This window comes from Nonomuraea phyllanthi, from assembly GCF_006334985.2.
Taxonomy (GTDB): Bacteria; Actinomycetota; Actinomycetes; order Streptosporangiales; family Streptosporangiaceae; genus Nonomuraea; species Nonomuraea phyllanthi.
In genome coordinates, this window is the sequence record NZ_VDLX02000004.1 from 1 (window position 1) to 13,639 (window position 13,639).

Below are 13,639 nucleotides of genomic sequence, written 5' to 3' on the forward strand. Positions count from 1 at the left end.
GATAGGCCGGAGGTGGAAGCGCGGTAACGTGTGGAGCTGACCGGTACTAATAGGCCGAGGACTTGACCACAAAGCAGACTTTTCTAGTCGTGTTGCTCGCGTCCATTATGTGATTCTGAGACAGCAAGCAGTGCTGTTTCTCGGGGTTACGGCGGTTATGGCGGGAAGGAAACACCCGGTTACATTCCGAACCCGGAAGTTAAGCTTCTCTGCGCCGATGGTACTGCACTCGGGAGGGTGTGGGAGAGTAGGTCGCCGCCGGACAATCTTTGAGAAGGGCCCTACGCGGGAACGCGTAGGGCCCTTTTTGTTTTTCCCTGAAACTACCGGCGGCGGAGGACGAACACGCCCCATCCGAGATACTCGCGGCCGTATTCCAGGTGCGAGCGGCGTGCCCGGGTGGTGAACTCGCGGACCGCCGGGACCTCAGGGTCCGCCGGATTCTCCCGCAGCCAGTCGCTGACCGCCCACCACTGACTGGCCATGTACCTGTCCCAGCTGTCGGGGTCGGCCAGGACCATCTCGATGAGCTCGAAGCCGGCCTCTTCGATGCGGTCGGCCGTACCGATCAGCGATGTGTTCCTGTCCCTGTCGACTCCGAGGGCGTCGCAGGCCTCCTGCGGGGGCGGCGAGATCCAGTAACACTCGCCCACCAGGACGATCCCGCCCGGACGCAGGTGGCGGCGCATGAGCGCCAGGGTGCCTTCAAGGCCGTCGCCGATCCAGGTCGCGCCGATGCAGGAGACCACGTCGTACGACTCGGGAATGTCCTCGTAGGTCGCCGCGTCCGCTTCCACGAAATCGAGCCGGTCGGCCACCCCGAGCTCCTGGGAACGGTTCCTGGCGGCGTCGAGAAACACCTTGCTGATGTCCACCCCGACGCCCTGGACACCGTATTCGCGCGCCCAGCGGGAAAGCATTTCGCCTTTTCCGCATGCCAGGTCGAGCTGGCGGGAGCCCTGTGGGAGATTGCAGATCCGGCCGAGCAGATCGAGCTTCTCCTCGGTCAGCGGGTTCAAAATCCGGTTGCGGGCCTCGGCTATTTCGTGGAAGCGAAGTGACATGCCGAGCAGTCTCGCCGACGGGGCCTTTAACGGTCCAATCAATATATGGCTTCCGTCCGGGCTCGACGACGTTCCCGGGCTTGCTAGGCTGGAGTCACCGGGCCACCCCAGGGGTGGCCTTCGTCGCGTAAGGCCCGAGGGCGGGCGGCGACCAGCCGCGGTGGACCGTCGTTGTGAGTCCGCTGGGTGAGCCAACGAAATGGACCAGAAGTGAACAGAGATAACGGATCGGACGGCGGACAGCGCGGACGCGGTGACTTCGGGGACAGGCGTTCCGGCGGAGGCGACAGGAGCGGCGGGTACGGCTCTCGCGGGCGAGACTCCGGCGGCGACCGTCCGTTCCGTTCCGAGGACAGGTCTCGTTCGTACGGCCGCGGAGAGCGGCCGGCGCGGCGGGACGAGGGCTACAGGGACCGCGACGATCGCGGGTGGCGCCGTGAGGGCGAGGAGCGTCGCCCGTACCGGGACAGGGACGATCGCGGTCCGCGCCGCGAGGGCGGCTACGGCGACCGGCGTGAGGGCGGTTCCCGTGACGATCGGGGTCCGCGCCGTGAGGGAGGTTTCCGCGACGACCGCGGCGGGCGCCGTGAGCGCGGCTACGGCGATCGCGGGCAGGGCCGCGAGGGCGGATATCGCGACAACCGCGGCCCTCGGCGCGAAGGAGACGATCGCGGGCCTCGTGGTGACGAGCGTCGTAGCTACCGCGACCGTGACGACCGTGGTCCGCGCGGTGAAGGGGGCGAGCGTCGCCCGTACCGGGATCGGGACGATCGCGGGCCGCGCCGCGAGGGCGGCTACGGCGACCGGCGCGAGGGCCGGTATGGCGACCGTCGTGAAGGTGGCTTCCGGCAGGACCGGGGCCCGCGCCGTGAAGGCGGCTACGGCGAGCGTCGTGAGGGTGGCTTCCGTGACGATCGGGGTCCGCGCCGTGAGGGCGGGTTCGGCGGTCGGCGCGAGGGCGACCGGGGTCCCCGCCGCGAGGGCGGCTACGGGGAGCGGCGCGACAGCGGTTACCAGCCCCGTCGCGAGGGTGGCTCCGGTCGTCCGTACTCCAGGGACGATCGCGGTCCGCGCCGCGAGGACGGCGGGTTCCGTGAGGAGCGCGGGCCGCGCCGTGAGGGTGCTTACGGCGACCGGCGCGAGGGCAGGCACGGCGACCGGCGCGAGGGCGGCTTCCGCCAGGACCGGGGTCCGCGCCGCGAGGGCGGCTACGGCGACCGTCGTGAAGGTGGCTTCCGTCAGGACCGGGGACCTCGCGGTGAAGGCGGCTACGGCGACCGGGGCCCGCGCCGTGAGGGCGGTTACGGGGGCCGTCGTGAGGGTGGCTTCCGTGACGATCGGGGTCCGCGCCGTGAGGGCGGGTTCGGCGGTCGGCGCGAGGGCGACCGCGGCCCGCGTCGTGATGGAGGCTATGGAGACCGGCGTGATGGAGGCTATGGCGACCGTCGCGAGGGTGGTCCCCGGCGTGAGGGTGGCGACGCCCGCCCGTTCTCCCGGGACGACCGCGGCGAGCGAGGCGCGGCCTCCGGAACCCGCGCCAGGTTCGGCAGGCCGGAAGGCGAAGCGGAGAGCGCGAAGCGTGAGAAGCTGCCCGAGGTCCCGCCGCACATCTCCGCCGACGAGCTCGACAAGGAAGTGCAGGAGGAGCTGCGCTCCCTCCCCGGCGACCTCGCCGACCTGGTGGGCCGGCACCTCGTCGCCGCCGAGCAGGCGCTGGAGGAGGACGACCCCGACCGGGCGCACGAGCACACGAAGGTGGCCCGGAGGTTCGCGGCCAGGATCGGCGTCGTACGGGAGGCGGCCGGCATCGTCGCCTACCGGGCGGGACACTTCTCGGAGGCGCTGAGCGACCTGCGCGCGGCCAGGAGGATGACCGGATCGGACGCGTACCTGCCGGTCATGGCCGACTGCGAGCGCGGCCTCGGCCGTCCGGAGCGGGCGATCGACCTCGTGCGTTCGCGAGAAGCCGAACGCCTCGACCGGGCCGGGCGCATCGAGCTGACCATCGTCGAGTCCGGCGCGCGCCGCGACCTGGGCCAGCACGACGCCGCCGTGATCACCCTGCAGCGGCTCCCCGAGCTGCGCGATCCGCAGCCCAGGCCGTGGTCGGCGCGGCTGGCCTTCGCGTACGCGGACGCGCTGGCCGACGCCGGGCAGCAGGATGCTGCCACGGAGTGGTTCGGCAGGGCGATGGCGTTCGACGAGGACGGCGAGACGGACGCGGCTGAGCGGTACGCCGAGCTGACCGGCGCCGTCATCGAGGACGTCGAAGAGGACTTCGACGACGAGGACGCCGCCGAAGCGCTTGAGGGTGCGACCGGCACGGAAGCAGGCGACCTCCTGGACGACGCCGACGCTCCGGAGAGTGGAGCCGACGCACAGGATGGAGCTCCGCGCTCGGAAGGCCACTCCGGCGGGTCGGAGAGGACGGCGGAGCGGCCCGGGACGTCCGGCGAGTCGGAGGAGAACGCCGAGCAGGTTGGGCGGTCGTCCGACACGGCTGGACGAACGGCGGAACAGGCCGGGGCATCCGACGCCTCGGCTCGAACGGCGGAGCAGGCGGAAACGTCCGGCGCGCCGGACGGGACCGCCGCGCAAACCGTGCCGTCCGACGAGCCGGCGCAGGACGCCGAGGAAACCGCGCCATTCCGTGGGCCGGGGCCGGATGCTGAGGAAACCGCGCCGGCCGACGGTCCGGGGCAGGACACTGCCGAGCCGTCCGACGGTCCGGAACAGGACATCGAGCAAGCTGCGCCATCCGACGCGCCTGGGCCGGCGGGATCGTCGTCTGATGACCTCGGCGACGCCGCGGGCCAGGTCGGCCAGGCGGGTCGGGAAAAGGGTGCGGCTCCCGCCGTACCGGACGCCGAGCCGCAGGCGACGCCTGGGGCACATGCCGAGGCACCGGGCATCACCCCGGCGTTCATCGAGCCTGACTTCGGCGACGTGCTCAGCGAGCGCGACGAACGCGCCTCGGACGGCGAGCCCAAGACCGACGACTGATCGTCGGGCAGTGGGGCCCGCCCCGCACTCGCGCCGCGTACCGGAGCCGTCACGGAACTCCGGTGCGCGGCGACACGCGCGCGGGTGTGGCCTCTCAGCCGGGCTTCTGCGGTGAGGCCCGGTTGAGCCAGTGCAGAATGCCGGCGACGTTCGAGGGAGCGCCGCTCAGCAACTCGAACTGCTCCCTCACCCCGCCGTCGTCCTCGGACTTCGGCGGGCTGTAACGCTCCTTCGTACGATCCCTCACCATGGCCACGGCGTGATCCAGATCCATGCCCTCAGAATGGGCCTGCCGGGTCAGATCCACCCAGACGCGAAGCTCCTCCGCCGACCGCTCCAAAGTCTCCTGTACGGCATCAACTGGTCCGTAGTGGCTGAAGAGCAGTCGTTGCGGCCCAAGTGCCTCGAACAACGCGATCGAGTTGAGCGCCGTATCGAGGTCGAAGTCCGGCGGAGGAGTGGCGGGCCGCAGGTCGCCCGTTTCCGGCAGATAGACGCCCGCGGCGTCACCCACGTAAAGGTCGCCGGTGGCGGAGTCGACCAGACCCACGTGATGCTTCGCGTGTCCGGGTGAGTAATGGCTGCTCAGCGTACGTCCGTTGCCCAGGTCGATGGCGCCGGTGTCGCCCAGGGCGACGATGCGTTCGGCCTCGGTGGGGGACAACTCACCGAAAAGCGTGTCGAGCTTGTCGCCCCACACCATCCGCGCACTGGCCATCAACCGTGACGGATCGGCCAGGTGGCGGGCGCCCTTTTCGTGAACGACGATCTGCGCCGAAGGGAAGAACTCGGCGATGTCACCCACTCCACCCGCGTGGTCGAGATGGATGTGGGTCACCACGACGGTGGCCAGATCGTCAGGGCCGACGCCCAGCGAGGCGAGCGCGTCGCGCACCACCGGCGCCGAGGTCGACGTACCCGTCTCCACCAGGCATGGCCGATCCCCCAAAATCAAATAACCGGCAGTGATGCCCCGGTATCCAGCCATTTTGGTGTCGATCTCATAGACGTCGCCGCCCAGCGCGGTGATGTTGTCCACAGGCACTCCCGAACGTCCAGCCGTTATCCCCAGAACGGCGTTCCAGCCGATCCGGCCACCTCCTCATCGTAGAGAGTGATCTCCACCAGAGCACGACAGGAGGACGACAGTGGACCGAAACGAAGTCTTGCTGGTGGGCCGGCTCTCCGCGGGGGTCGAGGAGCAGTCCTTGCCGAGCGGCGACACCGTGACGAAGTGGCGCATCATCGTGTGCCGCCGTCGCCACAGGCGGGGAGCCGCCCTGACCGACAGCATCCCGTGCGTCACCTTCGACCCGGAGACGGCGGCCGTCGTGCGCGGCCTCAAGCCGCGCGACTACCTGGAGGTGACGGGGTCCTTCCGCTGCCGCGTCTTCGGGCCGTCCGCGGCCAAGATCTGGAGGTACGAGGTGGAGGTCAGCTCGGCCAAACCGTACGAGGCCGACCTTCCCGAGCCGGACATCGTCCCTGACGGCCCCACGCACACTCCCAACGGCAGCGTGGTCGCCCTGATCCCTCGTCAGGTGGCCTACCTGGCCCAGGCCGGCTGACCACGCGAGGCGCTGCCGCGGGCGCCGACGTCACGGCGAGTCAGGGCGGCCGATGGGTTCCCGACTTCCCCATTTCCGGCGAACGACATCCGAGCGTTCGGTGCGTTTCCCCGTGGTCGACCGTCGAAGTTGGCTGAAGGCGTCGCTATGGCCTGTGACGACGTTCGTCCCATCCACCGCCGCCCGGCCATCGGCGCTCGCCGTGTGTCGGTCGGCATCCCCGCTTGCAGTTCGGTGCTCGTATGCGGCACCGGAGCTTCCGTCCGGCGCGTTGGGCCGGCCGCTCGGTGTCCTCCGTCGGTCGTCCGGTGCCCGGTGCCCGGTGCCCGGTGTCCGGTGTCCCGTGTCCGCCGTCGGCTGTCCGCCCGCAGCGGCCCGGCGTCTGCCGCCCCGCGCCTGGCATCCGCCGTCCGGTGTTCGCCGTGCGCCGCCCCGCGCCTGGCATCTGCCGTCCGGTGTTCGCCGTGCGCTGCCCCGCTCCTGGCGTCGGTCGCTCGGCGTCTGTCGTCCCCGACCCGCTCCTAGCGTCTGCCGTCCGGCGTCCGGCGTCCGGCTCATCGCTCCTCAGCTGGCCTTTGCCGGTCTTGTGGTGCTCTTTCGCCGTACGTCCCTTGGCCGCCGCCGGTCGGTCAGCTGCCGGTCGTCCGTAGAAGCCGAGAGGAGGCGGGCTGGCGTCAGTCGATGGCGAACGTGCGGAGAACCAGGCCGGTTCTGGGTTTGGGGCCGAAGGAGGTGGACTTGCGGGGCACTCGTTCACCACCCGCGGCGACGGCCAGCACGTCGTCGACCGCCAGGGGCTTGAGCAGCACCGCGGTGCCGCCGGTTCGGACCGCCAGCCGCACCGCGGCCTCCGTGTCGTGGTGCACGACGCGTACGGCCTGGTCGTCGTCGCGCATGCCCCACACCTTGGGCAGCACGAACTCGGTGAGAACGGAGGTGTTGAGCGAGTTCCAGCGGTTGGAGTGGTCGGGTGGCATGGCGCGGGCGAGCTGCACCGGGTCGGGGTGGGTGAGCAGGTGCGAGCCGTCCTCGCCGGCGAGCAGGAAGGCCGGCTCCGGGGCTTCCGCGAGTGCGGCCAGGCCCTGGGTCAGGTCGTCGAAGTCCTGGACGCGCCACCCGCCCTTGGCCCGCGCGGTCGCCTCGCTCAGGGGGAGGCCGGGGATCACGCGGTGGATGGCCTGAAGGTTGGGCGGGTACGCGCTGGAGTCGACCAGCAGGGCCAGTCCGAAGTCCCAGGGGCCGACCTCGGGCTCCGCGACTGCTGAGGATGGACGGTCGCCGACGTGGTCACCAGCGGAAGCGGGCGATGGGTCGGTCTGAGGGGTGATCTGCTGAGAGGAAGGAGGGGCTTCAGGTTCTGGGGTGGCGTCTGTGCGGGTTGGTTCCTCCGCCTGAGGGCGGTGGGTGGCGTGCTCCTGGCGCTGGAGTACGCGGTACGTCGCGTACCGGTGATGGCCGTCGGCGATCAGGGCCTGGCGGCTGTGGAGGTCGGCGTTTATGGCGTCGATCTCCGACGGATCCGTGATGGCCCAGAGGCGGTGCGTGAGCCCGTCTTCCGTGTGCGCGGTCACGAGAGGCCGTCGCTTCAAGGCCACCTCGTCCACCATGGCACTCGCCGTGCCGTGGTCGCCGTCGTAGAGGAGGAAGATCGGTTCGAGGTTCGCCTGGGTCGTGGACATGAGAGCCAGCCGGTCGGCGATGGGCCCCGGCATGACGTCCTCGTGGGGCAGGATGATGCGCTGCCCGGGGTCGGCGAGGCCCACGTCGCCGATCAGGCCGCGCTGCAGGATACCCGGGCCGCTCTGCTCGTACACGTAGAGCGCCGGCACCTCGTCCGGCACCAGGACACCCGAGTCCAGCCAGGCTCTCAGAGTGTCCCTGGCCTCGGTGTAGCGGTCCTCGGGCGTCGCCTCCACCGCCTCGACCCTTGACGCCCGTGGGGGGCGGGGAGCTGGGTGCTCTGCTGAGGCGGTGAGGCGGGGGGAGCGGGGAAGGATGAGGCGGACGACGTTGTTCGGATGAGAGTCGAGGAGGGCGTCCACGTCGGCGTCGGAGATCAGGTCGTACGGCGGAGAGGTCACCTTCGCGGGATCCTCGACGGTGAAACGCACACCTCGGAAGGGACGGAGCACCAGTCCATCCGGCAGCGGCAGTTCAGGAGTCCCCATAACGGGCATGCTCCCATAAATGCTTGTGCCTTCCGGAAGTCGCCCCTTGGTTGCAGTCGTGCCCGTTCCGCAGCAGGGCGGGGCGGGGCCGCCTTTCAGCGCTGAAGGAGTCCTCACGCATGACCCACGATGGAAACGTTCACGATGACAGCTCGGGCGCTCCCGGAGGTGGCGTTTACGACTGGTACCAGCGTGGGGTGAAGTTGCTGAAGGACGGCAGCCCGGCGGCCGCCGCCGCGTTGCTGGAGCGCGCGGCCGCGGCCGAGCCGGAGTCGCGCAGCATTCTCGAGGCGTTGGCGCGGGCGCAGTTCAACTCGAGGCAGTACGCGGAGGCGGCGGCCAGTTTCCGGCAGATCGTGGACGCCAATCCGGCGGAGGATTACGCCTACTTCGGGTTGGGATTGTCGTTGTGGCGTACGGGCGACGTGGAGGGAGCGCAGGAACCGCTCGCCATCGCGGTGGCCATGCGGCCCGATGAGCGGCATTATGTGTCGGCCTTGAAGAGCGTGCGCGCCACCCTGCGGGCCCGCCGCGAGATGTGAGCCGGCTGTCGCCACAGGAACCGCCGATGGGGCGGCCCTCGTGCGGGTGAGGGCGCGGGCGCCGCTAAAGTCTCACGCGGCGTGAAAGGCGAACGGGAGAGGCCCAGTGCTGATCGACGGCTATGACACCCTGCTGCTCGACCTCGACGGTGTGGTCTACCTCGGCAGCCACGCGGTTCCCGGGGCCCCGGAGGCGCTGGAGGAGGCCCAGCGGCGCGGCGCGCGGCTGGCATACGTCACCAACAACGCCTCGCGCACCCCCGCGGCCATCGCCGGTCACCTGCGCGAGCTCGGCGCGCCCGCCACGGCCGACGACATCGTGACCTCGGCGCAGGCGGCGGCCCGGCTGGTCGCCGAGCGGGTCCCGCCCGGGTCGAGCGTGCTGGTCGTCGGCGGGTCCGGGCTGCGCCTGGCCGTACGGGACCGGGGGTTGCGGCCTGTGTCGACCGCCGCGGAGTCGCCGGCCGCGGTGGTGCAGGGCATCGCGCCCGGCCTGGCGTACGGCCTGCTGGCGGAAGGGGCGCTCGCGGTACGGCACGGCGCGCTGTTCGTGGCGTCCAACCGGGACAGCACGATGCCCACCCGGCGGGGCGAGCTGCCGGGCAACGGGGCGATGGTCCGGGTGATCGCCGCCGCCACGGGGGTGGAGCCGGTCTACGCGGGCAAGCCCGATCCGCCGCTGCACCGCGAGTCCATGATCCGTACGGGGGCCCGGCGCCCGCTGGTGGTGGGGGATCGGCTCGACACCGACATCGAGGGGGCGTCCAACGCCGGCGTCGAGAGCCTGCTGGTGCTGACCGGCGTGTCCACGCCCGCCGACGTGCTGACGGCCGAGCCGCGGCACCGGCCCACCTACGTCGGCGAGGATCTGCGTACGTTGCTCCTGCCCTATCCCGAGGTGCGTGACGGGGCGTGCGGAGGGTGGCGGGCACGGTGGCAGTACGGCGCGCTGCGCCTGGACGGCGACGGGAGCCGCATCGACGGGTTGCGGGCCGCCTGCGCGGCCGCCTGGACCGTGGCCGGTGATGGGCGGGTGGAGGAGGACGCCGTCAAGCCCGTGCTGGACCGGCTTCGCTGAGGGAAGTGGGGCTGGGGCATGTCAGGGGCTGGGGTGAAGGAGGAGCTCCGGGAGGTCAGATCAGCCGGCGCAGGCGCAGGAGGTCGCCGAAGCTGGCGTCGACCTTCACCCGGCCTCCGAGGAGCGCCCTGGCGAGGTCCAGCTCACCGTCCACCAGCGCGATCAGGTCGTCGCTGGCGATCGTGAGCTTGACGTCGGCCGTCTTGCCGTCCGGGGGCGGCTGCTCGGTGAAGGGGTCGAGCCCGTCGGGGTGGAGGCGGCCGTAGAAGATCACGCCGAGGTCGGCGACGCGGCAGCTGACCGTGCGCTCGACCACGTGCTTGGCACGGTCCTCCTCGCCGATCTCGTCGAACTGGGCGACGAGCTTGGCCAGTGCCGACCGGCACTCCTCGACGCTTGCCATGATGCGCATCCTTTCTTCCTGTCGCGGGAGGGTAGCGTTCCACATGAGTAGCACCCCCGTATGAGACTCAACGCATGACACGCCTGCCGAGGTCCCGGGTGCTCCCGGGAGGCGTTACGGTCGAGTCATGAGTGAGCTGACGGAGGAGACCGGCGATGAGCGGGTCGACGCCATCGTGACCGGTCTCGGCCGTTTGGTCGAATTGCCGGTGAGCGAGCACGTGCAGGTCTTCGACGAGGCGTTCTCCGGGCTCGAGTCCACGCTGGCCGACGCCGTGGAAGAGCAGTGAGCCGCAGGGTCCGCCTCGACAGCGAGCTGGTGCGCCGCGGCCTGGCCAGGTCGCGCGAGCAGGCCGGCCGGCTCATCGAGGGCGGCCGGGTCAGTGTGGGCGGCCAGCAGGCTCGCAAGCCCGCCACCCAGGTCGACACCGCCTCCGCGATCGTCGTCGCGGCCTCGCAGGACGGCCCCGACTACGTTTCGCGAGGAGCGCACAAACTGCTCGGCGCGCTGGAGGCGTTCGAGAGCCTGCGGGTGGAGGGGCGGCGCTGCCTCGACGCGGGCGCCTCCACCGGCGGCTTCACCGACGTGCTGCTGCGCCGCGGCGCCGCCCACGTGCTGGCCGTGGACGTCGGTTACGGCCAGCTCGCCTGGTCGCTGCGCACCGACGAGCGGGTGACGGTGATGGAGCGGGTCAACGTCCGCGACCTCACCCCCGACATGGTGGGCGAGCCGCCCACGCTGGTCGTGGGCGACCTGTCGTTCATCTCGCTGCGGCTCGTGCTGCCCGCCCTGGTCTCGGTGGCCGCGCCGCTGTCCGACTTCGTGATGCTGGTCAAGCCGCAGTTCGAGGTCGGCAAGGACCTCGTGGGGGCGGGCGGCGTCGTACGCGACCCCGCGCTGCGCACGAGTGCCGTGCGTGAGGCCGCCGCGAAGGCCCGGGAGCTGGGGCTGGCCGTACGGGGCGTGACCGCCAGCCCGCTGCCTGGACCGTCCGGGAATGTGGAATATCTGCTCTGGCTGGGCAAGGGAGAGGGCGAGCCACCGGTCTCCGACCTCGAAGCCGAGATCCGGCGTGCCGTCGCGGAAGGACCGCAATGAAACGGACCGTGCTGGTCGCCGTCCACACCGGGCGCGACGCCGCAGTCGAGAGCGCACGCCTGGTCGTCGGCCGGTTGCTCGACGCCGGCATTGCCGTCAGGGTGCTCGACACGGAGGCCGACGAGATCGGCTGCGGCGGCACCGAGGCGGTGCCCGGCGATCCGGGCGCCGCCAAGGACGCCGAGGTCATGCTGGTGCTCGGCGGCGACGGCACGCTGCTGCGCGCCGCCGAGCTGGCCAGGCCCGCGGGCACGCCGCTGCTGGGCGTCAACCTGGGGCACGTCGGGTTCCTGGCCGAGGCCGAGGTCGCCGATCTGGCGTCCGCGGTCGACAGCGTCGTGGCCGGCCGTTACGACGTCGAGGAGCGCATGACGATCGATGTTCTCGCCAGGCTGAACGGCCAGGTGCTGGCCGACACGTGGGCGCTCAACGAGGTGACCGTCGAGAAGCAGGAACGCATGCTCGAAGTGGTCGCCGAGATCGACGGCAGGCCCCTGTCGCGCTGGGGCTGCGACGGCGTGATCTGCGCCACCCCGACGGGCTCGACCGCCTACGCCTTCTCGGCGGGCGGCCCGGTCGTGTGGCCGGAGGTGGAGGCGCTGCTCATGGTGCCGATCAGCGCGCACGCGCTGTTCGCCAGGCCGCTGCTGGTCTCGCCGCGCTCCACGCTGGCCGTCGAGATCCTGCCCGACACGCCGGGCGGCGTCCTGTGGTGCGACGGCCGCCGCCGGTTCGAGCTGCCGTCGGGCTCGAGGGTCGAGGTGCGCAGGGGCGCCGACCCCGTACGCGTGGCCCGCCTGCACGGCGTGGAGAGCACCGGTGCGCCGTTCACCGACAGGCTGGTCGCCAAGTTCGAGCTTCCTGTTCAGGGCTGGCGCGGAAGGGTGCGACCCTGAGTCAATGGAGGGGAGAGCGCGTAGGATCACATGGGCGCAGGTGTTCGGAAACGATCCGGGTGACCATCAGACACGGCAGTGAACGGGAGTGGCCAGTGCGACCAAGGGTCGAGGAGGTCCGCATCCAGGGGCTCGGCGTCATCGACGAGGCCGTCCTCGAGCTTTCGCCGGGGTTCAACGTGGTCACCGGTGAGACCGGCGCGGGCAAGACGATGGTCGTGACCGGGCTCGGGCTGCTGTTCGGCGGCCGGGCCGACCCTTCGCGCATCCGTCCGGGCGCCGAGCGCGCCTCCGTCGAGGGCACGCTGGTCGTCGAGCCGGGCGGGCGCGTCTCGCAGCAGGTCGAGGACATCGGCGGCCAGGTGGAGGACGGCGAGCTGATCATCTCGCGCACCGTCTCGGCCGAGGGGAGGTCCCGGGCCTGGCTCGGCGGGCGCACGGTGCCCGTCGGCACCCTGACCTACCTCGCCGACGACCTGGTGGCCGTGCACGGGCAGATGGATCAGCAGCGGCTGCTCCAGCCCGCCAGGCAGCGCGCCGCGCTCGACCGTTACGCCGGTGACGAGCTGGTCAAGCCGCTGCGGGCCTACTCCCAGGCGTACAAACGGCACAAGCAGGTCGGAGCGCTGCTCGAAGAGCTGACCACCAGGGCCAGGGAGCGGGCGCAGGAGGCCGACCTGCTGCGCTTCGGCCTGGAGGAGATCGAGAAGGTCGACCCCAAGGCGGGCGAGGACGCCGAGCTGCGCGGGGAGGAGGAGCGGCTCTCGCACGCCGACGCGCTGCGCAGCGCCGCCACCACCGCGCACACGGCGCTGCTCGGAGACCCGATGGAGGCGGCGGGCAGCCCGCACGACGTGATCTCCCTGCTCGGTGAGGCACGCTCGGCGGTGGAGGTGGTGCGCGACTTCGACCCGCAGCTCGCCTCCGTGGCCGACCGGCTGGCCGAGGCCGGCTACCTGATCTCCGATGTGGCCACCGACCTGGCGGCGTACGCGGAGTCGGTCGAGGCCGACCCCGCGCGGCTGGCGGCGGTGCAGGAACGCCGGTCGGTGCTGTCCGGCCTGATCCGGAAATATGCCGAAGACAGCGAGGGTGTCCTGACCTGGGCGCAGCAGGCCGCGGCGCGGCTGGGCGAGCTCGAGGGCGACGACGAGCGCATCGAGGAGCTGACCCGCGAGCACGAGGAGCTGACCGCCCGGCTCACCGATCTGGCCGCCGAGCTGACCCGGGTGCGCCAGGCCGCCGCCGAGCGGTTCGGCGGCGCGGTCACCGAGGAGCTGACGGCGCTGGCCATGCCGCATGCCAGGGTCGTCGTCCAGCTCGCGCAGAGCGACGACTTCGGGCCGGAGGGCCGCGACGAGGTGGAGCTGCGGATGGCCGCCCATCCCGCCGCGCCGCCCCTGCCGCTCAACAAGGGCGCCTCCGGAGGCGAGCTGAGCCGCGTCATGCTCGCGATCGAGGTGGTGTTCGCCGGGGCCGATCCGGTGCCGACGTTCGTGTTCGACGAGGTCGACGCGGGCGTGGGCGGCAAGGCCGCGGTCGAGATCGGGCGCCGGCTGGCCAGGCTGGCCCGCACCGCGCAGGTCATCGTGGTCACTCACCTGCCGCAGGTCGCGGCCTTCGCCGACCAGCACCTCGTGGTCGAGAAGGCGAGCGACGGCAGCGTCGTCCGCAGTGGTGTGGTGACACTCGACCACGAGGGTAGAGTACGTGAGCTCTCCCGCATGCTGGCCGGCCTGGAGGACTCCGAGCTGGGTCGCGCGCACGCCGAAGAGCTGCTCGGTCTCGCAGCGGCAGACAGGTGATCCTGGGTGACATA

At 71.3% G+C, this 13,639-nt stretch carries 12 protein-coding genes and 1 rRNA gene; 9 read left to right on the forward strand and 4 right to left on the reverse strand.

What is annotated here, in order from left to right; translation table 11 throughout:
- The first annotated feature begins 147 nt into the window (after window positions 1-147).
- Window positions 148-264 (forward strand): 5S ribosomal RNA (gene rrf, locus FH608_RS11560).
- Window positions 265-323: 59 nt separating this feature from the next.
- Here rrf and FH608_RS52580 read toward each other — a convergent pair.
- On the reverse strand, window positions 324-2,756 hold the full coding sequence (locus tag FH608_RS52580; RefSeq protein WP_226899332.1) for an SAM-dependent methyltransferase: 2,433 nt from the start codon (window positions 2,754-2,756) through the stop codon (window positions 324-326).
- Here FH608_RS52580 and FH608_RS11570 point away from each other — a divergent pair.
- Window positions 2,700-4,067 carry a hypothetical protein gene (locus FH608_RS11570; protein WP_193318365.1) on the forward strand — a complete coding sequence of 456 codons (1,368 nt, stop codon included), beginning with the start codon at window positions 2,700-2,702 and terminating at the stop codon, window positions 4,065-4,067. The two genes, FH608_RS52580 and FH608_RS11570, sit on opposite strands and share 57 nt — an antisense overlap.
- A gap of 94 nt (window positions 4,068-4,161) precedes the next feature.
- Here the strand turns inward: FH608_RS11570 and FH608_RS11575 are convergent, their stop codons facing one another.
- Entirely contained in the window at window positions 4,162-5,106 is a 945-nt protein-coding gene (locus FH608_RS11575) for an MBL fold metallo-hydrolase (RefSeq protein WP_139630461.1), read from the reverse strand.
- 109 nt (window positions 5,107-5,215) lie between these two features.
- Between FH608_RS11575 and FH608_RS11580 the strand changes: the two genes are divergently transcribed.
- Window positions 5,216-5,635 (forward strand): single-stranded DNA-binding protein, encoded by a 420-nt coding sequence (locus FH608_RS11580; protein ID WP_139630462.1) that lies wholly within the window; start codon window positions 5,216-5,218, stop codon window positions 5,633-5,635.
- 674 nt (window positions 5,636-6,309) lie between these two features.
- Here FH608_RS11580 and FH608_RS11585 read toward each other — a convergent pair.
- Window positions 6,310-7,812: a DUF1015 family protein gene (locus FH608_RS11585; protein ID WP_139630463.1), complete on the reverse strand. Its 1,503-nt coding sequence runs from the start codon at window positions 7,810-7,812 to the stop codon at window positions 6,310-6,312.
- 110 nt (window positions 7,813-7,922) lie between these two features.
- On the opposite strand from FH608_RS11585, the gene FH608_RS11590 reads away from it, so the two are divergent.
- Both FH608_RS11590 and FH608_RS11595 read left to right on the forward strand, forming a co-directional pair.
- On the forward strand, window positions 7,923-8,345 hold the full coding sequence (locus tag FH608_RS11590; protein WP_139630465.1) for a tetratricopeptide repeat protein: 423 nt from the start codon (window positions 7,923-7,925) through the stop codon (window positions 8,343-8,345).
- 106 nt (window positions 8,346-8,451) lie between these two features.
- The gene (locus FH608_RS11595; RefSeq protein ID WP_139630467.1) at window positions 8,452-9,423 is read left to right on the forward strand and encodes an HAD-IIA family hydrolase; all 972 of its coding nucleotides are present in this window, start codon (window positions 8,452-8,454) and stop codon (window positions 9,421-9,423) included.
- A gap of 55 nt (window positions 9,424-9,478) precedes the next feature.
- Here the strand turns inward: FH608_RS11595 and FH608_RS11600 are convergent, their stop codons facing one another.
- A complete protein-coding gene (locus FH608_RS11600) occupies window positions 9,479-9,826 on the reverse strand; it encodes an SCP2 sterol-binding domain-containing protein (protein ID WP_193318366.1) in 348 nt (115 codons plus the stop codon).
- 127 nt (window positions 9,827-9,953) lie between these two features.
- Here FH608_RS11600 and FH608_RS51405 point away from each other — a divergent pair, with 127 nt between their 5' ends.
- The 4 genes from FH608_RS51405 to recN all read left to right on the forward strand — a co-directional run bounded on the left by FH608_RS51405 (window position 9,954) and on the right by recN (window position 13,625).
- On the forward strand, window positions 9,954-10,115 hold the full coding sequence (locus FH608_RS51405; protein ID WP_153263956.1) for a hypothetical protein: 162 nt from the start codon (window positions 9,954-9,956) through the stop codon (window positions 10,113-10,115).
- A complete protein-coding gene (locus tag FH608_RS11605) occupies window positions 10,112-10,924 on the forward strand; it encodes a TlyA family RNA methyltransferase (protein ID WP_139630470.1) in 813 nt (270 codons plus the stop codon). Before FH608_RS51405 ends, FH608_RS11605 begins: the two co-directional genes overlap by 4 nt.
- Complete coding sequence (locus FH608_RS11610) at window positions 10,921-11,820, forward strand: NAD kinase (protein ID WP_139630471.1); 900 nt, start codon at window positions 10,921-10,923, stop codon at window positions 11,818-11,820. Before FH608_RS11605 ends, FH608_RS11610 begins: the two co-directional genes overlap by 4 nt.
- 95 nt (window positions 11,821-11,915) lie before the next feature.
- Window positions 11,916-13,625 carry a DNA repair protein RecN gene (gene recN / locus FH608_RS11615; RefSeq protein WP_139630473.1) on the forward strand — a complete coding sequence of 570 codons (1,710 nt, stop codon included), beginning with the start codon at window positions 11,916-11,918 and terminating at the stop codon, window positions 13,623-13,625.
- Window positions 13,626-13,639: the final 14 nt, after the last annotated feature.